This is a genomic window from Hassallia byssoidea VB512170, assembly GCF_000817785.2.
Taxonomy (GTDB): domain Bacteria; phylum Cyanobacteriota; class Cyanobacteriia; order Cyanobacteriales; family Nostocaceae; genus Hassallia; species Hassallia carrinoi.
Genome location: NZ_JTCM02000002.1, coordinates 46,913 through 70,548 on the forward strand (window position 1 = coordinate 46,913; position 23,636 = coordinate 70,548).

At 40.8% G+C, this 23,636-nt stretch carries 23 protein-coding genes; 10 read left to right on the forward strand and 13 right to left on the reverse strand.

The window, feature by feature from the left end:
- The first annotated feature begins 116 nt into the window (after positions 1-116).
- From PI95_RS01320 to map, 5 genes are all read left to right on the forward strand, one after another.
- A complete protein-coding gene (locus tag PI95_RS01320; protein ID WP_432551245.1) occupies positions 117-626 on the forward strand; it encodes a TIGR02652 family protein in 510 nt (169 codons plus the stop codon).
- Positions 627-796: 170 nt separating this feature from the next.
- Complete coding sequence (locus PI95_RS01325) at positions 797-1,231, forward strand: VOC family protein (protein WP_039748748.1); 435 nt, start codon at positions 797-799, stop codon at positions 1,229-1,231.
- Positions 1,232-1,380: 149 nt separating this feature from the next.
- On the forward strand, positions 1,381-4,254 hold the full coding sequence (locus tag PI95_RS01330) for a M16 family metallopeptidase (RefSeq protein WP_039748747.1): 2,874 nt from the start codon (positions 1,381-1,383) through the stop codon (positions 4,252-4,254).
- 7 nt (positions 4,255-4,261) lie between these two features.
- The gene (locus PI95_RS01335) at positions 4,262-4,429 is read left to right on the forward strand and encodes a histidine kinase (protein ID WP_163518501.1); all 168 of its coding nucleotides are present in this window, start codon (positions 4,262-4,264) and stop codon (positions 4,427-4,429) included.
- 100 nt (positions 4,430-4,529) lie between these two features.
- Positions 4,530-5,357, forward strand: a complete 828-nt coding sequence (map, locus tag PI95_RS01340) for a type I methionyl aminopeptidase (protein ID WP_039748746.1) — start codon at positions 4,530-4,532, stop codon at positions 5,355-5,357.
- A gap of 87 nt (positions 5,358-5,444) precedes the next feature.
- Here the strand turns inward: map and PI95_RS01345 are convergent, their stop codons facing one another.
- A complete protein-coding gene (locus PI95_RS01345) occupies positions 5,445-6,002 on the reverse strand; it encodes a Uma2 family endonuclease (protein WP_039749066.1) in 558 nt (185 codons plus the stop codon).
- A 117-nt stretch (positions 6,003-6,119) separates the two neighbouring features.
- Positions 6,120-7,643 carry a hypothetical protein gene (locus tag PI95_RS01350; RefSeq protein WP_039748745.1) on the reverse strand — a complete coding sequence of 508 codons (1,524 nt, stop codon included), beginning with the start codon at positions 7,641-7,643 and terminating at the stop codon, positions 6,120-6,122.
- Between the two features lie 235 nt (positions 7,644-7,878).
- Between PI95_RS01350 and PI95_RS01355 the strand changes: the two genes are divergently transcribed.
- From PI95_RS01355 to PI95_RS01365, 3 genes are all read left to right on the forward strand, one after another.
- A complete protein-coding gene (locus PI95_RS01355; RefSeq protein WP_039748743.1) occupies positions 7,879-9,282 on the forward strand; it encodes an amidase in 1,404 nt (467 codons plus the stop codon).
- Positions 9,283-9,292: 10 nt separating this feature from the next.
- A complete protein-coding gene (locus tag PI95_RS01360) occupies positions 9,293-9,484 on the forward strand; it encodes a cyclic nucleotide-binding domain-containing protein (RefSeq protein WP_039748739.1) in 192 nt (63 codons plus the stop codon).
- Between the two features lie 331 nt (positions 9,485-9,815).
- The gene (locus PI95_RS01365; RefSeq protein ID WP_052325283.1) at positions 9,816-10,439 is read left to right on the forward strand and encodes a PEP-CTERM sorting domain-containing protein; all 624 of its coding nucleotides are present in this window, start codon (positions 9,816-9,818) and stop codon (positions 10,437-10,439) included.
- A 75-nt stretch (positions 10,440-10,514) separates the two neighbouring features.
- On the opposite strand, the gene PI95_RS01370 is transcribed toward PI95_RS01365, so the two are convergent.
- The 4 genes from PI95_RS01370 to ilvC all read right to left on the reverse strand — a co-directional run bounded on the left by PI95_RS01370 (position 10,515) and on the right by ilvC (position 13,093).
- Entirely contained in the window at positions 10,515-11,327 is an 813-nt protein-coding gene (locus tag PI95_RS01370; RefSeq protein ID WP_039748736.1) for an EndoU domain-containing protein, read from the reverse strand.
- Between the two features lie 7 nt (positions 11,328-11,334).
- Positions 11,335-11,652 (reverse strand): Txe/YoeB family addiction module toxin, encoded by a 318-nt coding sequence (locus PI95_RS01375; protein WP_039748733.1) that lies wholly within the window; start codon positions 11,650-11,652, stop codon positions 11,335-11,337.
- Positions 11,624-11,929, reverse strand: coding sequence for a type II toxin-antitoxin system Phd/YefM family antitoxin (locus tag PI95_RS01380; RefSeq protein WP_039748731.1), 306 nt, complete (start codon positions 11,927-11,929; stop codon positions 11,624-11,626). Before PI95_RS01380 ends, PI95_RS01375 begins: the two co-directional genes overlap by 29 nt.
- A 168-nt stretch (positions 11,930-12,097) precedes the next feature.
- Positions 12,098-13,093: a ketol-acid reductoisomerase gene (gene ilvC, locus PI95_RS01385; RefSeq protein ID WP_039749062.1), complete on the reverse strand. Its 996-nt coding sequence runs from the start codon at positions 13,091-13,093 to the stop codon at positions 12,098-12,100.
- A 321-nt stretch (positions 13,094-13,414) separates the two neighbouring features.
- On the opposite strand from ilvC, the gene gntT reads away from it, so the two are divergent.
- A complete protein-coding gene (gntT, locus tag PI95_RS01390) occupies positions 13,415-14,770 on the forward strand; it encodes a guanitoxin biosynthesis MATE family efflux transporter GntT (RefSeq protein WP_039748725.1) in 1,356 nt (451 codons plus the stop codon).
- Between the two features lie 233 nt (positions 14,771-15,003).
- On the opposite strand, the gene PI95_RS01395 is transcribed toward gntT, so the two are convergent.
- Positions 15,004-15,495 (reverse strand): hypothetical protein, encoded by a 492-nt coding sequence (locus PI95_RS01395; RefSeq protein ID WP_039748724.1) that lies wholly within the window; start codon positions 15,493-15,495, stop codon positions 15,004-15,006.
- 209 nt (positions 15,496-15,704) lie between these two features.
- On the reverse strand, positions 15,705-16,571 hold the full coding sequence (locus PI95_RS01400; RefSeq protein WP_039748723.1) for an aldo/keto reductase: 867 nt from the start codon (positions 16,569-16,571) through the stop codon (positions 15,705-15,707).
- 307 nt (positions 16,572-16,878) lie between these two features.
- Between PI95_RS01400 and PI95_RS01405 the strand changes: the two genes are divergently transcribed.
- A complete protein-coding gene (locus tag PI95_RS01405; RefSeq protein WP_039748722.1) occupies positions 16,879-17,796 on the forward strand; it encodes a DUF4349 domain-containing protein in 918 nt (305 codons plus the stop codon).
- 100 nt (positions 17,797-17,896) lie between these two features.
- Here the strand turns inward: PI95_RS01405 and PI95_RS01410 are convergent, their stop codons facing one another.
- The 5 genes from PI95_RS01410 to PI95_RS01430 all read right to left on the reverse strand — a co-directional run bounded on the left by PI95_RS01410 (position 17,897) and on the right by PI95_RS01430 (position 23,563).
- Entirely contained in the window at positions 17,897-19,066 is a 1,170-nt protein-coding gene (locus tag PI95_RS01410) for a family 43 glycosylhydrolase (RefSeq protein WP_052325282.1), read from the reverse strand.
- Positions 19,067-19,081: 15 nt separating this feature from the next.
- Positions 19,082-20,110, reverse strand: a complete 1,029-nt coding sequence (locus PI95_RS01415; RefSeq protein ID WP_039748717.1) for a glycoside hydrolase family protein — start codon at positions 20,108-20,110, stop codon at positions 19,082-19,084.
- A 113-nt stretch (positions 20,111-20,223) separates the two neighbouring features.
- Complete coding sequence (locus PI95_RS01420) at positions 20,224-21,393, reverse strand: MFS transporter (RefSeq protein WP_039748716.1); 1,170 nt, start codon at positions 21,391-21,393, stop codon at positions 20,224-20,226.
- A 237-nt stretch (positions 21,394-21,630) separates the two neighbouring features.
- Positions 21,631-22,689, reverse strand: a complete 1,059-nt coding sequence (locus PI95_RS01425) for a methyltransferase (protein ID WP_039748711.1) — start codon at positions 22,687-22,689, stop codon at positions 21,631-21,633.
- Between the two features lie 169 nt (positions 22,690-22,858).
- Positions 22,859-23,563, reverse strand: coding sequence for a TauD/TfdA family dioxygenase (locus tag PI95_RS01430; protein WP_163518503.1), 705 nt, complete (start codon positions 23,561-23,563; stop codon positions 22,859-22,861).
- Positions 23,564-23,636: the final 73 nt, after the last annotated feature.

Genomic DNA, 23,636 nt, shown 5'->3' on the forward strand with positions numbered 1-23,636 from the left:
AGCGCAATGAAATCTCTGTGCAACAATAACTAATTAGCCCAAGGAGGCGGAGTAGAAGTGTAAACTAAAACCAATTTTGCGGGTGAAAACAAAAGTATGTTTGTACGCACTTCATGATGAATCCAGGCTTGCAGTACCCAATATTTGGTCCAGAAATCCAGTGTCCCCACTGCCGTCAAACAATTCCGGCACTGACACTAACTGACACATATCTATGTCCTCGGCATGGCGCTTTTGAAGCGAATCCGAAAGATGGTGAATTGATTCATCTTCAGTCCGGGCGTCATTGGCGAAGATGGAATAATGAATGGTATCGGCAACATACGCATCCCGATGGCATTCGCTTTGAAATTCACGAAGCGCTAGACAAGCTGTATACTCAAGGATACCGAGCAACAAAAGTGATTATTGCCAAACGGTATCAAGAATTGATGAGTGGCTACTTAGAACGCAGCACACCTTGGCGTTCTGGTCAAAGCGAGACAACATCTGCGCGGCTTTACGGCTTACCAGTAGAGTTTAGCCCGGATTCCGCAGAAGAAGGCTGCTGGGAAGTGATAAATTTTGATTTAGAAAAAGAGCCGGGTGTGCCTGTACGCTATCCTTATTTTCGGTTGTTTGAGTAAGTTTGGCGATTTTAGATTTTAGATTTGCGATTTTGGATTGAAGGCAAATCCACGCATCCACACATCCGCCCTTGGATGCGTTTTGTACGCTCGTAACCTTTGCTTGTGGCTTTCCGCAAAATCCACGCATCCACAATCTAAAATCCACGCATCCACGCATCCAAAATCCTATGCACCACGCTTCTATTCGTACCGCGAATATTCATCGAGCGATCGCCTTTTACGAACACTTGGGGTTTACAGTCACAGAACGCTTCACTACAGGCTATACTCTGGCTTGCTGGATGGAAGGATTAGGCGGCAGAATAGAGCTCATCCAAATTCCCGAACCGAAAAAAGCCCCGGATGCATTCGCAGATGAACATTATGTGGGGTATTATCATCTGTCATTTGATTTAACACAAATAACCACAGATTTACCTAGTTGGTTAACAAATCTCAAAGAACGTATGGCGATCGCCTCACAATCTCAAAGCGAACAATCGCAACCGTTGGTAGTGCTTTTAGAACCAACACAGCAGCAAATAGGATCGCGTATCTACGAAGTTGCTTTTATTGCCGATGCTGACGGATTACCCCTCGAATTTATACGGATTTTCTCATAAATCGGCGAATAGTAGCTTCTACTTTTTATTAACTGTCAAATAATCTTTGTCTGTAGTGTTGCCTACGCAATAACTTCTAGAAAAAGATTAAACTATTATGATTACAAAAAAATTTGTAATCGTATTTACAGAGAAAGTTGACAAAATTAATGTCAGTATTTTCCACGCTACGTAAGTATCGTTATTTGTTATTAATGTTGAGCGTCTGGCTGATTGCGGTGTTGTTTCTCAGTCATAAACCTGCTGATAGCAAGCTTATGGTTGCTTACAACCAGGTAAGTAGCCAGAAAATACTTATAGCAAAAAAGCCAACATCCCGAACAGTGACAGAAAACGTCAACAAAACGGTGCTGGAAAATGGTCTGACTGTCCTCACAAAAGAAGTGCATACTGCGCCAGTTGTAACTGTGCAAGTGTGGTATAAAGTCGGCTCGCGCAATGAAGAACCAGGAGTGAATGGCATTGCCCATCAGTTAGAACACATGATGTTTAAAGGCACTCGCGACCGTCCGATTCAATTTGGACGATTGTTTAGTGCTTTGGGTAGCGACTCGAATGCTTTCACTAGCTACGATCAAACAGCATATTATGGAACTTTAGAACGAGAAAAGCTTAAAGCCCTTTTAGTGCTGGAAGCAGACAGAATGCAAAACTCTCTGATTGATGCCCAACAGTTAGCGAGTGAAAAACAAGTAGTAATTTCCGAGTTGCAAGGTTACGAAAATAGTCCTGATTACCGCCTCAACCGCGCCGTAATGCAAGCAGCGTTTCCCCAGAGTCCTTACGGGTTGCCTGTGGGTGGTACCAAAGCCGATGTCGAGAAATTTCAAGTTGAGCAAGTACGTAAGTATTACCGTAACTTCTACACTCCCAACAACGCTGTTTTGGTGATTGTCGGCGATTTTGACACCGCAAAAACAACCAAAGCAGTACAAGAGATATTTGGGAAAATACCGAAGAGTCAACAGTCAATAGTCAAAAGTCAAGAGTCAATAGTCAACGGTCAACAGTCAATAGTCAAAAGTCAAGAGTCAATAGTTAATAGTCAACAGTCAAAATTCCCCCTCTCCCCCTCCCCCCCTCCCATCGTCTTGCGAGAACCGGGATCGGCAGGGTTGTTACAAGCAGTCTACCCACTGCCACAGGTGAATCACCCGGATGTGCCAGCGTTGTCAGTGATGGATTATATCTTGACAGAAGGGCGGAATTCTCGGTTTTATCAGGCATTAGTAGAATCAGGTTTGGCTAGTGATGTTACTGCTTCTGTTGCTAGCTTGCTCGAATCTGGCTGGTATAAGATTTCCGTGACAGCGGCGCCTCATCAAGATTTGCGGAAAATTGACTCAGTACTAAATAGTGAAATCAGTAAGCTGGCTTTTGGGGTGACTTCAAAAGAAGTAAAACGAGCTAAGACGCAGTTAGAAGCTTCTGTAATTTTGAGTAACCGTGATATCACCAATCAAGCGATGCAACTGGCTAACGATGAGCTAACTACTGGTAATTATCTCTACACAGAACGCTATTTAGAAGCGGTTCGCGAAGTCACTGAGGCAGATGTTAGGCGTGTGGTGAATAAATATCTTCAACAAGAAGCACGCACGGTAGGCTTTTTTGAACCAACTCAGAAGCAGGTTAAAGGAAATGGTGGCAAAGCAAATTCTGTACAAACTACAGAAAATTTTACTTCCTTAGCACCTGTAGCCCCGGTTGAGGTGATGAAGTATTTACCATCTGTGGAGAAAACCTCCTTAGAAAAGGCAACGCTGGCATTACCACAAAAATTTACATTTGGCAACGGTTTGCGAGTATTGCTGCTGCCGGATAAAAGTACTCCCACGGTGACGCTGAGTGGTTATCTCAAAGCTGGGGCAGAATTTGATCCAAAGGATAAAGCGGGATTGGCATCTCTTGTCGCAGACAACTTGATGAATGGTACAAAAACCAAGGATGTTTTAACTCTTGCCCAAGCTTTGGAAGAACGCGGAGCAAATCTGGATTTGGAAACGTATAAAGAAGGTGTGCGAATTCAAGCTAATAGTTTAGCCGCAGATTTGCCTGTTTTGATTCAGATTTTAGCTGATGGAGTCAAAAATGCGACTTTTCCGGCAAAAGAGTTGGAATTGACTCGCCAACAAGCTTTGAATGCTTTGGAACTGGAATTAGATGACCCAAATGAAGTAGCAGAAAGAACATTTTTACAATCTATTTATCCGAAAAATCATCCTTCACACACGTTTCCCACCGAAAAGAGTTTGCGAAAAATTAGCCGTGAAGATGTGCTTAATTTCAAAGCAAAACATTATCGTCCAGATACAACAGTGTTAGTGTTGGTGGGAGATTTTGAACCGACGAAAGTGCGATCGCTTCTTCAAACTCAGTTTAGTGATTGGCAAGTTAGCGGTAAACCACCAAAATTAAAATATCCGGCTGTATCTATACCAGAAAAAGTAGTCCGTGTCAATTCAGTGCTTCCTGGTAAAGCACAAGCGATTACTTATATGGGTTACATAGGTATAAACCGTCAAGATCCAAGATTTTATGCGGCTTTAATATTAAATCAGATTTTGGGTGGTGATACACTTTCGAGTAGACTGGGTGCAGAAGTACGCGATCGCCTCGGTCTGACTTATGGAATTTATAGCTACTTCCAAGCTGGGAAAAATATAGGCACATTTTTGATAGAAATGCAAACCAGCCCAGAAGATGCAAGTAAAGCGATCGCTAGCACCCGCAATCTGCTACAACAACTGCATACTCATGGTGTCAGCACCCAAGAAGTAGAGACAGCCAAACGCACCTTAATCAGCAACTACACCGTAACTCTTGCAAACCCACAGGAATTAACTAAAAAAATTCTCATGAACGAAGTCTACGGGTTGGATGAAATGGAATTACGTTCTTTTACGCAAAAAATCCAGACAGTCAATCTTGCCCAAGTAAATCTTGCTGCTCGTGAGTTACTTCATCCAGATAAAATTGTAGTAGTCACAGCAGGACCGGCTGTCTTAGCACATAGTAGTTAGTGGGAATTTGAAGAAGGGACAAGGGGGACAAGGGAAGGGGGACAAGGGGGACAAGGGAAAGCACAGGGGGACAATTACCAATTACCAATGCCCAATGCCCAATGCCCAATGCCCAATGCCCAATGCCCAATGCCCAATGCCCAATGCCCAATTACCAATGCCCCATGCCCACTAACAACCAAATAAGCTAACTTAAATATAGATATTGTTTCTCAACTAATCTAAAAAAATCATTGACTTCATAGCGGCAAGGCGCAAATAATTATTAATATCCCATGAACATTTTCAGTAACCTGCTTTCTCAATCAACTCAGCCTAATGTTTCCAAACGACAACGCCGAGGAATTGAAATTAAATCGTCGCGTGAAATTGAAATTATGCGGCAATCTGCAAAAATTGTCGCTACCGTATTGAAAGAAATTTCTCAGTTGGTACAGCCAGGAATGACTACTGCTGACTTAGATGCTCATGCGGAAAAACGCATCCGAGAAATGGGTGCAACACCAAGCTTTAAAGGATATCACGGTTTTCCTGGTTCTATCTGCTCCAGCATTAATAATGAAGTTGTACACGGTATCCCCAGTCCGAAAAAAGTCATCCGTTTGGGGGATGTTTTAAAAGTAGATACAGGTGCTTTTTATCAAGGTTTTCATGGTGACTCCTGCATTACCATTGCTGTGGGAGATGTCACCCCACAAGCTGCTAAACTGATTCGCATAGCTGAAGAATCGCTTTTCAAAGGCATTGAACAAGTTAAAGCCGGGAATTACCTCATAGATATTGCTGGAGCAATTGAAGACCATGTGAAAGCTAATGGCTTTAATGTAGTTGAGGATTTCACCGGACACGGTGTTGGTCGCAACTTGCACGAAGAACCTTCAGTTTTCAACTTCCGCACCCGTGAAATGCCAAATGTCAAGCTGCGTGCAGGAATGACGCTGGCTATTGAGCCAATTTTGAATGCAGGTTCTAAGGTGACGCGGACTTTATCTGACCGCTGGACTGCTGTCACGGTGGATAATTCACTTTCGGCTCAGTTTGAGCATACCGTGTTAGTGACGGATACTGGCTATGAGATTTTAACTGACCGTTCTTTAGTTTAATTGTAGTAAGGACTTTAGTCCTTATTTCCTAAAATGAGGACTAAGGACTTTAGTTTTTATTTTATAAGATGAGGACTGAAGTCCTCACTACTTAAGAAATAATTCCGAAAAAGGTATTTCAATTTCCGGAAAAGCTAAAGGTGCTAAAGCTGCATCTTCTTGAAGAATTGTTTCTGTTTTATAGCCTGATGTAGTTGGATTGCGGTAGATATAAACTTGGCGGTTTTCAATATCTAAAATCCAGTACTCAAGTATATTAGCTCTAGCATAGATAGGAGCTTTTTCTTCTTTGTCAAAAGTCAAAGTAGTATAAGCAACTTCAATCAACAAAAAGATTTCTTCAGCACTGGGGTGATGGTCGCTATAAGTACCAGCATCAATACGAACTACAGCGATATCTGGTTCTGGTTCTGAGGTAGATAGAGTAATGGGTAGTTGCATCCGCACATAAGCTTTATCTGTGAGAATATCTTTAAGATAATCAGATGTTCGTTGTGTGGTAGCTGCTGGTGGTGGTTTTTGTGGACTCATTTGGATGATGCGACCTTCTAAAAGCTCAACTTTGTCGTTGGAAGTAAGAATTCCAGCATCTATCATCCGATGATATTCCTCTACTGTCCACAAACGGTTTTTAGTAGCGGTCATAATCATTATCCCTTTTTTTGTATTTTATAATAATTGTTTAAAATGCCTGCGGTATTCAAACAATGGAAAAAACAGAATTTAGTTTGGGCAGAGTTGAAATAGCTGATAATCTACCTTTTAATATTTGAGTTTTGTAGCGATCGCAGCATAATTAGTTTTATAAATAGAAAGCTTTTCTTTAGCTATTTGAGAGGCAAATGTACCTGATGGAATAGCTTCTAATATATTGATTGCCTGCTGCCATTTGAAGAATGCTTGCTGCCAAACTTCTTCTTGATGTGGTGGATTTGGAACCATAACAGCTGCTTCCATTGCCAATTTTTGGGCAGATTCCAAGTTTGCTGCTGCTTTACTTTCAGTCATAAGTCTTTGACTGATAGCAGCATGGTTAACACGATAGTTAAGCAGTTGCTTCTTTGCTTGAGTAGAAACTGATGTCCCTTCAGGAATACTTTCTAACAAGTTTATCGCTTGCTGCCATTTTAAGAGTGCTTGCTGCCAAACTACTAGAGTATGTGGTGGATTTTGAACCATAACAGCAGCTTCCATGCCAAGTTTTTGAGCAGATTGAAGATTTGTTACAGCATTTCCTTCAAAGTTGAAACTGAGGCTTTGAAGCTGAACTTGCGGAAATTTATTTTGGCACATCCAACCACCAAAACCGAAGATTGCTAAACTTGAACCGATGACCAAAATAGACTGTTTTATATTAGCTGATTTTTTTGGTCTTTGTTCTAACGTCTGCGGTGCTATTATTGTTTGAGTTTTTTTTGCTTCTATTTTATTATTTTGGGTTTCCAGATTTTTCAGCGCTTGTTCTGCTTGTCCTCTAAAAGTATTACCATGTAAGATTAAAGCACTAGTTTTTTCTTTGAAAGAGACACACTCATCGATAACATCTGCTACGGCTTGAAGTTGACCATTGCTAGATATAATTAATCCATGTTCATCGTCAAGCCATTCTAAAACGAAACCAGATTTACCAAAAAAAGCTGAAAAACCTAGTAATATTTTTAATATATCTTCACCATTTTCAATATAGTTGATAACTTCATTCAATCTCTGCTTTACTTGCAAGAAATTTTCTTGAGCCTGGATAATTTGCCGAATTTGCTGCTGTAAAACTTTAGCCTCACCAAAAGCTAAGTTAATCATTAAGCTTTCATCAAGTCTTTGGAATTGAGTAGGTAAGCTGAATTGTTGTTGTTGAAAAATTATTTGATTAATAATTTCAGAATCGCTTAAAATCTCTTCTGCTGTATTTTTGAGCCACTCACCCCAGTCAACCAAGTCTTCAATTTTTAGTTGTAAATCATTTAAAGTTAATTCTGTTTCGGATTTGCCAAATTTTTCGGCAAAAAATACTGCACCCACTGTAATTGCAGCATCTACTAAAAAACCGCCAGGAATAAAAACGGTTGCTACTACTGTGCCGAAAAAAGGTAGCACACCCATTGCTTTCTTCTTAAATTTTTCCCTACCTAATTCGGCTTCAATATCCTCTTGAATTTTCCGTAATTTATCTTGAACATTACCTATGTGTACGATTTGCTGGCTGATTTCATTAGCATCGCCAACATTCAATTTAAGGCTATCAGCAAGGTTGGGAAGTTCATTAATAAGTTCTTTGAAATCAGCCATAAATTTTCTGAAAGTAGATGACCTAAATATGAAGAAAAATAAAATTGCCAGCTACTAAGCGAGGTTGTAGCTACATTAATAGTCAAAGTTTGCTGCCTAACTCTTAAAGAATGTTTAAGTTGCAAATCTTAGCTATAGATTTAAAGTTCCCAAGAATTAGGCGAAAATAACAATTCAAGCGTGAAAATTGCAGATAAAATGGTACGAATAGATAAAACTACCTTTTAACTAACGCATGAATCAAATTGACTTAGCTTTTAGCCCAGCATTGCAGCAGGCAGAATTAATTCGTCAGCGTCAAGTGTCACCGTTGGAGTTGGTGGAATTATATCTAGAACGAATTCAGCGCTTAGATTCCCAATTAGGAAGTTATTTTACGGTAATGGCAGAGAGTGCTTTAGCCGATGCCAAAGCGAAAACAGAAATGTTGTCTGGGGGTGGGGATTCATCCCTACCGCCATTTTTTGGAGTGCCGATTTCGATTAAAGACCTTAACCCGGTGGCTGGTGTCGCTTGTACCTACGGGAATCCGGCGTTGTTGAATCAGATTGCTGAGTATGATGATGGCGTAGTGACGCGGATACGTGCGGCTGGGTTTGTTCTTTTGGGTAAAACTGCAACTTCCGAACTTGGTTCATTTCCTTACACTGAGCCTACGGGTTTTGCCCCAGCAAGAAATCCGTGGAATTTGGAATATACTCCCGGTGGTTCGAGTGGGGGGGCAGCTGCGGCACTAGCAGGGGGATTGTCTGCGATCGCTCAAGGTTCCGATGGTGGTGGTTCGATTCGCGGTCCTGCGGCTTGTTGTGGTTTGGTGGGCATCAAGCCTTCCCGTGGACGGGTGTCTCATGCACCAGCAGGCGATCGCCTCAGTGGAATTGCCACTAATGGTCCGATAGGTCGTAATGTAGCCGATGCAGCCGCTCTTTTGGATGTCATGTCTGGCTATGTCACCGGCGATCCTTACTGGTTGCCCGATCCCAAACCATCATTTCTCACTGCTAGTAAGGAAAAAATCGGTGCTTTGCGAATTGCCTTTGGGACTAGCATCCCTCCCTTAGGAAAAGCTGACGCAGTGTGTCAGCAAGCTGTGATGCAAACAGTTAAGTTATTAGAAGAACTCGGTCATACAGTTGAAGAACAATGCCCGGATTTCAGCGGTTTAGTTGAACCATTTCAAGTTGTGTGGCAAAGTAGCGTGGCTGCATCCGGAATTCCGGCTGAAGCTTTGCAACCCGTGAATCGCTTTTTATTAGCGCGAACCGGTTCGGCTGGTGAATATCTGCGAGCGGTTTTTCAAATGCAGATGGTGTCGCGGCAAATCGTGGCGTTTTTTGACACTGTGGATGTGTTGGTATTGCCAGTTTATCTGCATTCACCGATCCGCGTTGGAGAATGGGCAAATTTGAGTGCAGAAGAGACATTCCAAAGAATTATACACTGGATTGCACCTTGTCCACCCGCGAATGCTACGGGACAACCAGCGATCGCCATTCCGGTTGGTTTTGACGATAACGGTTTACCTATGAGCGTTCAGTTAATCGGAAAACCCGCTGCTGAAGCTACTCTTATCAGCCTTGCAGCGCAACTCGAAGCAGCGCAACCTGGGATTTCGCATCCTCCAGCATTTGCGACATAATGCGATCGCTATGCAGGCAACAATAGAACAACTCTCTCAAATTATAATTTTGGCTGGTTTAGAAAAGCAAGATCGAATAAATCTGCAACCTCACACTAAGGTGCAGCGTTACAGCAAAGGAGAGATTGTGCTGCATGAAGGCGATCGCCTACCAGCCAAACTAATTGTAACTGTACGAGATGCTTTACTTAAAGTTATTTAGTGTTAATTAAATAGACATGATATAACTTGCTTTAAGCAAATAATTCATAATTCATAATTCATAATTACAAAAAGGCGTAAAGCAGTTCCGCGAATTTTTAATTCAGTTGTTTTCAATCAGTGGAAAGTTAAAGCTGACACTGATTTAAATTATGAATTATTAATTATGAATTACATTTACAAAAGCTTTTTAATTAGTTTTTAATTATTTAATTATCACTTAGCATTAAAAATATTATTTATTCATGTTTACTTAATCAAATAATAGTGACATCTGTATTGCCGTGTAATTACTATAGATAATTATTCGGATACAAAAAAACATTTTTATTATGATTTGGCAAAATCTACTGAAAACTACCGCTGCTTCTTTGGTGTTGAGTTTAGGTTTTATTAGCGGTGGTCAGGTACTAGCAAAGACAGTCACCTATGATTTTCAGGTCAATCGTTTAACTGGAATATTAGCGGGTCAAACTTTTGACGGATACGTTAAATTTGATGATAGTTTCCTTACCGGACAAGGAAACGAATATATTACTAGTTCCGAACAGGGTTTATCATTATTGTTTAATTTTTATGGTGGACCATACGATGAAACTAACGACCCTTTAAATCGTACTCAGGTGTCATTTATTAATGGTAAACCGAAAACAATTTATTTTCGAGGTAATTATGACACTTACCCGGAAATTCCTTATACTTTTGCTTTTTCTTCCTACAGTTCAAAAGATGGTATCAACTTCAAATTTGTAGACTTTTCTTATTTCTTTGATGAGCGTCCCGAATTAGGGGTTCTTAGTGGTGGTTATGGTGAGGGTAAAGTTGTATTCTTCAACTCAGAAACTGGAGATCCTATCTCAGTTCCCGAACCAAGTAGCGTAATTGGCATTTGTGCGATCGCAATGGGGTTAATCTTAAAGCGAAAAGTAAACTATCTAGAAAAGACGACCAAATAAGGTGGGTTTTAGCATTTTGAATTAGACTGTAGGGTGCGTTACGGCAAAGCCGTAACGCACCCTACTACTATGGTTTCAAGAAGTTTTACACTGTCTCCCGCTAGGTGTAGCATCAGGATAGTAGGTGATAATTGCGTTTTCTTTTCTCACAAAAATAGTCGGAAAAGTTTTGCCTGTCTCTGCATCCCTGACATTATAAATACACGCACCTTCGAGATTTCCTTGTAGTTTAAATGCTTTTGTGGCATCTACCAGCATTTCTTCAGCGTTGCTTAAATAGCCGTAGCCTTTAATAACATCTCTAATAATGCGGTTCCGAAGTTTAATTTCCACACCCATCGTATAAATTACACCGGGAACAACTTCTTCTCTTTGAGAATTATTCGGCAACCTTCCGGCAATTCCTTGATTTTGCAATTGTAAATATCTGCCGTAAAAGTGCAATCCTCCGATATCATTTTCGTTATATATTTCGCCACAAAAAATATGCTCAAAGCCTTTATTTTTAAACCAAATATTAGTTAAATCTTGCAGAAAATCTGACCTTCTACGTCTTCCTGCGCGAAGTTCTCCGCTTGTGGCTTGCTGAATTTTCTCTAATACTTGTGGGTTTGCAGATAAAAGATTTTTAAATTGATTGGGACTGACGTTACTACCAATCGAACCGCATACTTTCAATACTTCATTATCAAAAGCATTAAGTTTAGGTGGAGGTGGAGAAATATCTAGTTGTTGTCCTTTGGGAAAACCAACCGGAACCGGGTTATTTAGATTATCAAAAAATGGTATTAGTTTTGTATCTTGCTGTGATTGTGCTTGAACAAAGTTCTGCAACCCCAAGGAAGAAGTTATCACCAGCAAAGTGAATAAACTCACTAAACGTAACATAAATGCATTATTCGTAGTGATAGCGACAAGCTAAAAAATCAATTTGAGTGTTTCCCACTCTATATACTAGCCGATGCTCTAAATCAATTCGCCGTGACCAAATATTTGCGTCCATATACTTCAATGCTTCCGGTTTACCAATCCCTTCAAATGGGTCTTGCATGACTGCCGTAACTAAATCCAAAATTTTCGATGCTTTCGCAAAATCTTGTTTGAACCACCAAGATAAATCTTCTTTGAATCTAGAACTAAAACCAGGACTTCGATTAATTATAACTGGCTTAATTTCCTCAGATTCAGCTTTCTTTTTCTTCTTCTTGGTCAATCCCCAACTCCTGCTGAAGTTCTGCAATAGTTTGAGATTGGATCTTTCCTGTTTTCGACTCTTCTATTGCATCAAGTAACCGACGCGCATTTTCAGGCGATCGCAGTAAATAAACTGTCTCAACCAAACTTACCAAATCTGACTCAGCAATCAAAGCTACATTTTCCGCATCGCGACGGTTGATAATATACACCTGATGATTTTCTACTACCAGGTCTAACAACTTAAAAAAGTCATTTCTCGCATCGGTTGGAGATGTGATTTTGTAAGAAAACATCAGTTTATGTACACAAATATGTACATATATTATAAAACAGTCTTAATTATTTAGGGAAAATTTACCAAGAATTAAATTCAAGGCGTTGCTGATTGACGGTATGAAATTGTGCAAACAAATTCCCAGGTATAACCTGGGAACGAGTTTAATCGAAAATCTCAAATAAAATTACGCTTTTTTCAACCAGCTAAACATAGCGCGTAAATCTTTGCCGACATCCTCAATTTTGTGTTCGGCTTCTTGACGACGCATGGCAGTAAATCCTGGTTTGCCAGATTGATTTTCTAAGACAAATTCTCGTGCAAATTGCCCTGATTGAATTTCACTGAGAATCTTCTTCATTTCTGCTTTAGTTTGGTCAGTGACAATTCGCGGTCCACGAGTATAATCACCATATTCAGCGGTGTTAGAAATGCTATCGCGCATTTTCGCCAAGCCACCTTCTACAACTAAGTCTACAATTAATTTGACTTCGTGCAGACATTCAAAGTAAGCTAATTCTGGTTGATAACCGGCTTCTACTAAAGTTTCAAATCCGGCTTTGATTAAAGCACTCAAACCACCGCACAATACAGCTTGTTCGCCGAATAAATCGGTTTCGGTTTCTTCGCGGAAAGTTGTTTCTAAAACGCCGGCACGGGTTCCACCGATACCTCTAGCATATGCCATTGCGCGATCGCGTGCCTGACCGCTGGCATCCTGATACACTGCAAACAGCGCCGGTACACCTTGTCCTTGTTCGTAAGTCCGTCGCACCAAATGCCCAGGTCCTTTGGGTGCTACCATCACTACATCGACGTTTGCTGGGGGTACAACTTGCCCAAAGTGAATATTAAAGCCGTGGGCAAAAGCTAACACATTTCCTTCTTGCAGATTTGGCTCAATTTCATTTTTATAAATCGTTTTTTGCACTTCATCAGGTAACAAAATCATGATGAAGTCAGCAGCATTCGCTGCATCTGCGACATTTTTCACAGTTAAGCCAGCAGCTTCGGCTTTGGAGACTGACTTACTGCCCGGATATAACCCCACAATTACATTCATCCCGCTATCTTTAAGATTAAGCGCGTGGGCGTGACCTTGGGAACCATAGCCAATGATGGCAATGGTTTTCTGTGCTAAAAGGTCTAAATTGGCATCTTCGTCGTAATACATCCGGGTCATAGAAGCATCTCCTGTCAGCAAGAGCGTCATTAATTGGCAGGCTTCTGATTTTACCTTAAATTGTGTAACTACAGACAAGCGTTTCGATTTAGGAGGAGATGGGGTTTCACAAAGTCAGACAAAATTGGACAGCCTTCATCTGAGTAACTCGTGGGGTGCTGCGGATCTTTAAAACAAGGCTGTCCAATTTTGTCCAGTTTCATTCCAGGGGAGAATAATGTTCAATAGCGACGATTCAACCGCCAGAATTTTCCGTATGGCGTGTTTATATGTAGAGATAATAAGCATATCGACACACAGCTTTAGGCGGACTGCTGCTATATGTTTGACTATGAAAAACCGAATTATGACCTCTTACGTCGTTTTTCCAGATTGGCGGTTATCAATGTTCTTTCCAATCTTACAGAGCCTTTGGCGGGTTTGATCGGTATTGCATTCTTAGGTCATCTCACCGAAATCCGTTATTTAGCAGGAGTTAGTTTGGCTACAGTTCTATTCAGCTACATCTACGAGAACTTGCTCTTTTTAAGGATTTCAACTAACGCAGTAACATCTCAAGCTGTCGGACGTAACGACCGAGAGGCAATGTTACTAGCAGGACTGCGGAATGGGTTCATCGCTTTAGTACTGAGCGTTCTCATCTTGATATTGCAGTATCCTATAGGAGCGCTGGGGTTTAGCCTATTGAATGGCTCTATTGAGGTTGAGTCTATCGGACTAGCTTATTTTAACGCCCGGATTTGGGGAACACCCGCAGTTTTGCTCAATTTCGTTTTCATAGGCTGGTTTCTAGGACAAGAACAAAGTGGCAAAGTGTTGTTGTTGACTGTTGTTGGCAACGTCGTTAATGTTGTGCTGAACTACTTTTCGATTGTGCAGTGGGATTTAGGAAGTATGGGAGCTGGAATATCTCAAGCCTTTAGCGAGTATTTGATGTTATTAGTAGGTGTGGTGTTGGCGAGTCGGTCAATCCAGTGGCAAGAGTTGCGAACAGCAGTCCGGCAATTTTGGGACTGGTCAGCTTTTAAAAATACTTTTATCCTCAATAAAGACCTATTGATTAATTCTTTAGTCTATATGTCAATTTGGACAATTTTTATTAATCTGAGTGCTACTTTGGGGACAGATGTCTTAGCTGAAAATACCTTGCTGCAACAGGTAATATTTCTGATAGCGTTCTTCATTGAGGGGATAGGATTTACTACGGAAACCTTAACCGGAAATTTTCAAGGTCAATCCACCAAAAATCAGTTATTGCCTTTATTGCAGATTGCGATCTTCACTAGCTTGCTAGTGGCGGTTGCCGCTTCAGCATTGTGCATTCTGTTACCTGAAACTGTGTTTGGGTTGTTAACCAATCATGCCGAAGTCATAGACCCAATTAAAAACTATGTTCCTTGGTTAGTTCCCATTTTGATTTGTTTTTCAATTGCTTGGATTCTGGAAGGGTATTTTGCGGGATTAGGAAAAGGACAATTCCTGCGTTACGCCGCTTTCACAGCAATTTTGTTAGGATTTACACCTGTGGCTGTTTGGGCGTGGTCGGCTCACAGTAACCATCTTTTATGGTTGGCTGTTTCAGCGTTTATGGCAACAAGAATGGTGGTACTTGGAATTCAGTTACCAAAGACGTTTGAAAGTAATTCGCCCGCAGCAATTCTCAATTTGAAAAATTAGGATATGTTAACACTTTTTCCAAGTCATCTTGTTAGCACAAGCAGGGCAAACACATGTGTGACTCGTTCCTAAGCCAATACAGGAATGAGCGTAAAACATAACAAGAGTAGCGAGAATATCCTGCGGGAAGCCTTCGGCTACATGAATTCTCGCTACTCTAGAATCAGGTTTTCAAGGTATTGTTGCGTAAGTCCTAAAGTAGTAATCAGAGATTCCCGCTCGTTGGATTCGAGTTATAGTTCTTTGATCCAACGATTGGATTGCTCTGCTATTGGCGAGTGGATATATCCAAACCTCTTACTAAAAAACTTTGCGCCGGCTTGTGTTCCCATATCTGTAATAACTTGTTGAAATCCTGCCTTCCTCATTTCTTCATGTACCTTGGTCATGATTGCATCCGCAACTTTTAATTTTTTCAATTGAGATAGTTCGGAGGATGTAAAAAACCAACCAACATCCGCACCTGTTTCGTTATCCATTTTACTGGTTGGCACACAAAAACAAGAGCCTAAGATTTTATTTTCTTCACTTAAAGCAATCACATGCTTTAGCCCTTCTATAAATTGCTTGGTATCCGCATCTAATATTTCTCTCAGTAGACTCTCTACCGTATATCCGTCATTAAAGCTTGACTCGTTGAACGCATTTACGATCAGGGCTTCGATTTCGTCCCATCGTTGAATTATGAAACTGTGTTCCACTAGTTCAATAACAAATTTTTTCATCGTATCTCTTTGAAACTGTATTCCACTACTTTCAAAACAAAGTTATTCATAGTCGGTTGATATATGAAAATTATGCGTATTATATAGGACTTAGGCACTCGTGCCGAGAAATAACACGAGTGCGAATAATGACGTAAAATCCTAGTCCGTGCGTAAGTGCTGATTTAGATGCGTTTGCAAAAAATGTCCATCAACTAACTACCAGACAATTAAGTTTCCCGGTCAATTCTTTGCACTTCGTCATCTGAGAGTTTCACATCAGCAGCACGTACTGAGTCTTCGATGCTGGAAACTTTGCTCGCACCGGGTATGGGAAGGATGCAGGGCGATTTGGAACGCAGCCATGCCAGTACTATACAATACACTGATACGCCTTTATATGAGGCTAGTTGGGCGATCGCTTTAATATCTTGCAAGTCACTATGGCGTCGGCTACCACCGAAGGGACTCCAAGGTAAAAAGGTTAATTGTTGCTGTTCGCAATATTTCAACACCCCGTCTTTCTCTGGCTGTCGATACCAAGGGCTATATTGATTTTGCACTGAGACAATTTCTACGACATCTTGCGCTTGCTTGATTTGTTCGACAGAAAAGTTAGAAACTCCCACAAAGCGAATCAAACCTTCTTTTACTGCTTCTTTCGCAGGTGTTAGAGCTTCTTCTATGGTATAATCCGGGTCTGGCGAGTGGTATTGCCAAACATCGATGGGTTTATTACCGCCTAAAGCTTGAAAGCTTTCTTTGATCGTTTTGCGTAAATGTTCTGGATTGCCGTTGCGCGTCCAGTTTCCATTGGGACGCATCAAACCGCCTTTGGTAGCGACAACTACATTGCTGGCATCACCATTGTATGTTTGCAAAGCTTTGTGAATTAGTTTCTCGTTGTGGTGCTTATCTGATTCATCTTTGCAGTAAGAATCGGCGGTGTCAATGAAAGTAACGCCTAAATCTAAAGCGCGATGAATGACTTGGAGAGATTCGGATTCGGGAGGTCGCGAACTTAACGACATTGGCATACCACCCAAAGCGATCGCGCTTACATATACACCCGATTTTCCTAGCTGTTTCGTTTCCATGTTTCTGGTTCATTTACTTATGTACCAGCTAGTCATAGCGTTTTCGCTAATTCATCCGTCGTTAGGCTTATCTCTTCGTAGTAAGCGCTTCAGCGCTTTAACCCCAACTACAAATTTATCCTCTCAGGAATGAGCGCAAAATTATGGAAAAACGAACCGCAGAGGACACAGAGAACACAGAGTTTAGGAGAGTTTGAGAGAGTTTTTGCGCTCATTCCTACCTCCGTTACATAAACTGCAACAAAGCCAGAAACCTATCTTCGAGTCAGCCATACTAGCTTTAACTTCAACTATCCGAGGGTAGGTTATGAACAGCTTGACTGATGCTACACGAAAACCGACTTTATTTTTGACTTTGCTGATGGGAGGGGTAATTTTTACAAGTTGTGCTTCTGCACCTAACCTACCTGAAGCTGCACTGAATAATCAGACAACAGCAAGTCAATCCGCAGCATCACTCGCAGGTGATACTGCAACATCTCAAACTGCTGAGGTTGCACAAGTACCTCGTTCTCGTCCGCAATTAATCAAAAAAGCGGCAATGAGTTTGATTGTTGATTCTGTAGATAAAAGTGTTAATACTGTTTCCCAAATCATCAATAAACAGCAAGGGGATTTAATTAGTTTACAAGAACAACAACCGACAAAAACAAACGCTCGTCACACTGCATCAATACAGTTGCGAGTACCGCAAAACTTGCTGCAACCTACTTTAGATGAATTAGCGAAATTGGGAACCGTACAAAGTCGCAATATTAGCGCTGAAGATGTAGGCGATCGCTTAGTGGATATTCAAGCGAGATTAACTAATTTGCGGAAAACAGAAGCGAATTTACAGAAAATTATGGATCGTGCTGGTTCGGTTAGGGATGTGCTAAGTGTTGCTCAAGAACTTAGTCAGGTGCGACAATCTATAGAACAAATTGCTGCTCAATTAAAAAACTTAACTAATCAAGTTACTTACTCAACTATTACTTTGAAATTAGAAGCCGCAGTTTCTAGCAACGGAACACAACGCGCTTTAAGTTCACAACTTCAAGAAAGTTGGAATAAATCTACTAATTCTTTTGGTGATTTTACTGTTGGCTTGTTGAAGTTGGGTATTTGGTTGATGGTTTACAGTCCTTATTTCTTGGCTTTGGCTGCGGTTGGTTATGGGTTTAATCGTTGGCGGAGAGGACAGTCACCACGTTTGACACGAACACCAGATACTAATTCTGATTAGGATAAATTTTCGCTTTTATCCGATATAATGTCGGTTGAATTAATAGTAATAAAAACACCGCAACCTCGTAGAGACGTTCCAGTGGAACGTCTCTACTGATTCACCTAGCAGTTTTACCTGAAGTCAGCAAAATTTCCAGAATGTCATGGTGTTGATAACTGCTTTCGTCTAAGCTGGTGTTTTTCCAGTTAACTCGAAATGCTTGGGAAACTTGTAAAGCGTGAAGTCTGTGATACCAGCCATAGGCTATAAATTCTTCGGGATTATCTGATATTTTCAGAAAATTAGTTCCATACATTCCAGTTTTTTCGCTTCCTTTAACGATAAAATCATCATCGTCTACTGGGTGATAAGGTCCGGCAAGACTATCAGAAATATACCAATAGAGTGAAGAATTCGTTACTCTTTTATGCTTTAAATTTTTCAGCCAATCTGGATTGAAAAACTGCTTAAAGCAAGAAAAGAATAAATTATATTTACCGTTTTTATAAATGACTTGAGGACGTTCTAAATGGTAATAGGGCCAATCAACAGCATCTACAGGTGCTTCTACAGCAGGTGGTAGTAATTTGTAAGGTCCAGTAATTTTGTCTGCTACTGCTAAACCAACACATCCTTGAAAATTACCCGTTACTCTAGAGCCGGCACAAATGAACATATAATAACTATTAGTTTGCTCATCTTTAAAAATATAAGGATCGCGCCAGTGTAAATGCTCTGTCCAGCTACTGCGTCCGTACCAAGGATCGTCAGTTTCTGGAGCTAACAAAGGGCGATCGCTATAACGTGAAAAGTGTACGCCATCAGTTGATGTTGCTAAACCTATTGCTTCATTCCTCAGGTGTGGTGGTTCTTTGCCACCTGCTGAATAAAATAAATAATAGATATTATCTTCTTTATAGGTACAACCAGCACATACTCTTCCTGATTCCCAATAATTAGCTGGTTCTGGTTCTAAAATAATTCCTAAATCTTCCCAGTGGTTCATATCAGTAGAAACCGCAGCGCCGATGTTACTATTTTTCCACCAAGGGTCTACTCTTTCTAGCGCTTGTAAGTAATACATACGATAAATATCACCATCTTTGAGTATCCAAGGGTCCCAAAGCATCGGTTGACCTCGACGAAGCGATCGCAACCAACCTGTGACAGTTTCGCCTATCCTAATTTGCAGAGGCTCAATTATACCTGTTGGAGCCAAATGCTTGTTTTCCATAGGTAAAGGCTCAAGAATACTGACAATTCTTTGTTGTAACCTATTTAATTTCATTTGAATACGAATTTATTAATTGGGTTTAAAGTCGGATAAACTAATAGTGCCATCATCAGCAAAAGTCGCCCACTGCGGATCGGATATTCCGCCGACAAAGTGTCCCCCTTCATCTTGTTTTCGGAAACCAAAGAACGCCGGGTAAGTTTCGGTTTCTGGGTTGACAAACTTGCCAACATAGAAATTTTTGCAAAGTATATTTGCCGGTTCATTTTCCCAAGGAATGCGATCGTAACTAACCTTGCTCCTATCTTCTATCGGCTGAGAACAAACGTAGTAAGTTACGCCGATTGGCACTTTACTTATAAAGAAAGGACTCCAATGAGGACCGAACAAAAGGTAAAAGCGCCAGTATTTACCATCATTCGTTTTGCGCCAAAAAACTTGCGGCACTTCCATCAAATAAAATTGATCGCTCTGATACAAAATTTTATAGGGTTCATCTTGCCAATCCGACAAATTGGATGAAGTCGCAAATGCTATAACACCCCCTACATCCGCAGCCGACTCTCTAGGACGCGCACAGATAAAAGCATAATATTTTCCGTCAATATCATCTTTAATCACATGAGGATCGCGCCAGTTACTGCCATCAAATTCACTCTTTATTCCCGGATTGGGAATAACAGGTTTTTTTAAAGTGGCAGGTGTTCTTGTCCAATTTCTTAAATCTTTTGAAGTGGCAACACCAATGTTTTGGGGTAAACGGCGTTCGTGAGGTGTTTCCACCAACAAATCTTCTCTACGTCGCGCTGTATAGAACAGATAGTAAAGATTATCTTCTTGAATAATGCTTCCCGTCCAAATCGCCAAATTATCCCAGAAATCTCCCTCTCTTTTTTCTAACACTGGTTTGTCTGAATCAATTTCTTTCCAACCAAAATCAGTGAGGACAGCATGACCAACTGATGCTAAACCGTGTCTTCTTTCGGCATTATAGGCACACATTAGTTGTGAGGCTTGCAGGTAGAAAACGTGTAGTGTTTGCCCTTCCCAAGCAAACCAGAAATCCCAGCAATATTTGTTACGAGGATACCAAGTCATAGATTTTTGTATTTAAATTGTGGTGAATTGAGGGGTGAAATTGAAACGCAATAGATAGCTGAGGTTAGCGCTAAGGGACGCAGAGGAATGTAAGTTATGCTGTTGGCGTTCAGTTACTCTTGCTCTAATTTAAGTAGAGGAATTAGAAACCAGCATAGTGCTGTAAATGCTGCACTAATAATAACAAGAATTGAAGGTGCAACTCCCAAATTATATAAGTAACCGCCTAAAATTGGACCTGGTTGTTTAGCAAAGATATATACAGACATTAGCAATGCGTAAGCTGAACCTTCGGCACCAACAGGACAAGCTCTCGCGGCGATTTCTAATACACCCAGCATGGCTATCATGGCGAAAAAGCCAAAAAAGATACTCACCAAGCTAGCGGTTTGGATATTAGATATAAACAACAAACCGAGTGTGGAAATAATAGTTAATCCAATCGCCATATTTAGCAGGAACTGTCGGGAAATCTTTAAGGAAAAGATACCAAAAACAATTGCACCTAAAGCATTGGCAATAGCTTCGTATGTACCCAAAATACCTAAAGATTGTTTGTCAAAGTTTAAAGCATCTTGATAGTAATATATGATGTAATTGACCAGCGGCGGCACGAGAGTAAATTCAAGGCAAGCAATAAAGCCAACAACAGCTAGAAACTGCCGTGACTTAACTGCTGACCAAAGGGATTTTAGACTAGTTTTGACTAAAACTTTTTCTTTCTGCTTTTTTTCATCTCCAAGTAAGACGAAAGTTCCGATTAAACCAATCAACGGCACAATTGCATTAATGCCAAAAGCGATCGCTAAAGTAGAATTTTGAGCCAGCCAGCCGCTAATATAATACAGCAGCGCTTTCCCAAAACCAAGAGCAGTCCATTGAGCTGCTTGTAAACCAGCAGTATTGTTAAAAATCCTGCCTTGAACGACCATAATTTTATCTGTAAGTACGTCGCTAAAGGCTATGGAGAGATTGACTAAAATTATAGCGATCGCCAGCAAATTAATCGTGTAAGATTTCAAGCCAGCTAATCCTAAAAAGATTCCCAGCGCTAGCGTATAACAAATAAAGAAATAGCTTTTGAACTGATAGCCAAATATCGGAATCGCATCACCAATAATTCCGTAAAGTGGTCTAATCATCCAAGGAGTAAAAACTAAACTGCTAAAACTTGCCAACTGTGCGGGTGAAAGTTGAAGGTTTTCTTTGAGATAGATGGTAAGCGGAAGTCCGAAAAGTCCTGGAAGACTTCCGTAAGTTTGAATTAAATAAAACAGAACCATGATGCAGATAACTCGCCGCATTACCTTCTATCCCTTAATATTGTTGTAGTAAAAGCGCGTCTTACTTTTTTGTGCTAAAAGAATACCTATCTTCTTCTTTCTCTTTAGAACTTACGCAACTGTCACACAAAAAACATAAATATAAACTCGTAGTAAGCGCAAAGAGCGCTTATTTTAGGCACTAAAGTGCCTACTACGAGTAAGATTATGTGCCAGTTGCGCTCATTCCTTCCTTAATTAAGACTTCCTACCAAATTCCATTGCTGAAAGGTTAGTTTGCGTGTCAACCACTTTTTCTAACACAAAACCAGACTTCTCAAACAACTCTTGAAAATGTTGCCGCGTGCGCCATCCGCCCCCCGGTACTGCTACATTAACTTGTACGGCAAATACTCCCGGCATTACACCGTCGGGAGCAACTTTCGGCTCATCTAAATCGGGGACAAAAGCTTGCAAAAGAATTATTTTTCCGTGCGGTGGTAGCGCTTGCTTGCAGTTGTGCAGTATTTTCATCGCGTCTTCGTCATTCCACGCCGAGATAAAATACTTCATGACGATCGCATCCGCACCTTTGGGAATTTCTACAAACACATCCCCGGTGATGATTTGCACCGCATCTTTGTCAACTCCTTGCTGTTGCAAATAAGCTGCGGCTGTTTCGGCTACATAAGGCACTTCAAATAATATTCCTTTACAGCCAAACCGCTTGACAATTCGCGCAATTAGTCCACCCTGTCCGCCGCCAACGTCCATTACCGTCTCAAAGCGGCTAAAATCATAAACATCCATCAACGCATCAACGGCGTGATTTGTCAAGAAACTCATGGCATTGATGAAAACATCACCACTCCATTCGTTGTCTTGGCAAAACTGATAAACACCCTTACCGTTTGCTCTTTCAAATGGCACTTCACCAGTATGCAAAGCATCTTCCAGCACTTTCCAAGCATCCCACTGAGCGGGTTCGATGATGTGCATGGCAAAATGACCCATTGAAGGACCTTTGTTAGTTACAAGCAAATCTGAGAGTTCAGTAGAAGCAAAAACTCTCCCTGGCTTTTGCTTTAACACATCTAAATGAGCTAAAGCACGAAGGACAAAATAAAGCCTTTCAGGTTTAGTATTTGTCTTTTCGGCTATACTTTCCAGACTTTGCTCTCCCTCATCTTGAAGCAGGTTAAATATCCCTAAACGAGCAGCAGTATAAATACATTGGCTTTTTACAAAAGCCAAAACCATATCAAAAAGCTTTTTCTTAGCTTCGATTGAAGACGTGCTAACTGGTGTGGTTGTCATTTATTTAGATTTATGTTCTGTCAGTTTGACCTTACTTAAAAAAGGACACGAATGAGCGCAAAAACTCTCTCGCTCCTCTTACTCCTCTGCGTTCTCAGCGTTCTCTGCGGTTCGTTTTTTAATCTTAAAAGCGTAAGTCCTAAAAGAAAAAAGGCAGTTTGAGAGAGTGCTACTTATCATTCATGTAAACTCGCTTCAGTTCGCGATCGCGATCCTGATATTGCGTTCGTGAGTGCAGCATCCGAAAGTTATCCCAAATTAAAAAAGCGTTCTTCGACCACTTAATCGAGATTTTTTCATCATCGAAGAACCGTAAAAAACGCTTTGCGATGTCGTCCAAATATGCATCGTCCTCACGTTTAAGGTTGCTGAAGTTAAACCTAACTATCGGTTGAGAATACGATTCAACATCGTAAAGCGGATGTTTGACGATGCTGCCCCAAGGAGTAATAAAATCAAACTTGTTTTTTGTAATGTATTCGCGCTCTTCATCACTAAGCGAGTTGACAAAAGCGTAACCATCGGCTAAAAGTGTATGTCCACCCCCACATTTTGCCGGAGTGACGCACCACAGAGATTGATAATGTAGCGGGTGGTCATACTCATAGCTTTCGGTGTGAGGTTCAACCTCATTTGTCGTGAAAGCCGGATATCGCTCTCCCAGCTTCGGCTCGACTTTAATTGAGAATATATATTCGTTGTTGTATTTGTGTGGAATCAGAGAGCCAAATTTTTCTGCGAATGCGAGGTGATCGAAATTATCGGGTAATTCCTCAAGATATAGATAGCCCTGCTCTTGAATAACACGTTGAAAGTTACCAATGGCGACATCACTCATGATGTTGTCAGTGGCTGAAAAAGAATTTATAACCATGAGCAATAACTTCCGTATGCTAAAAATCCCTGTTTGGCTGGTGAAGAGCATTATACCGGCATTCTTAATTAAA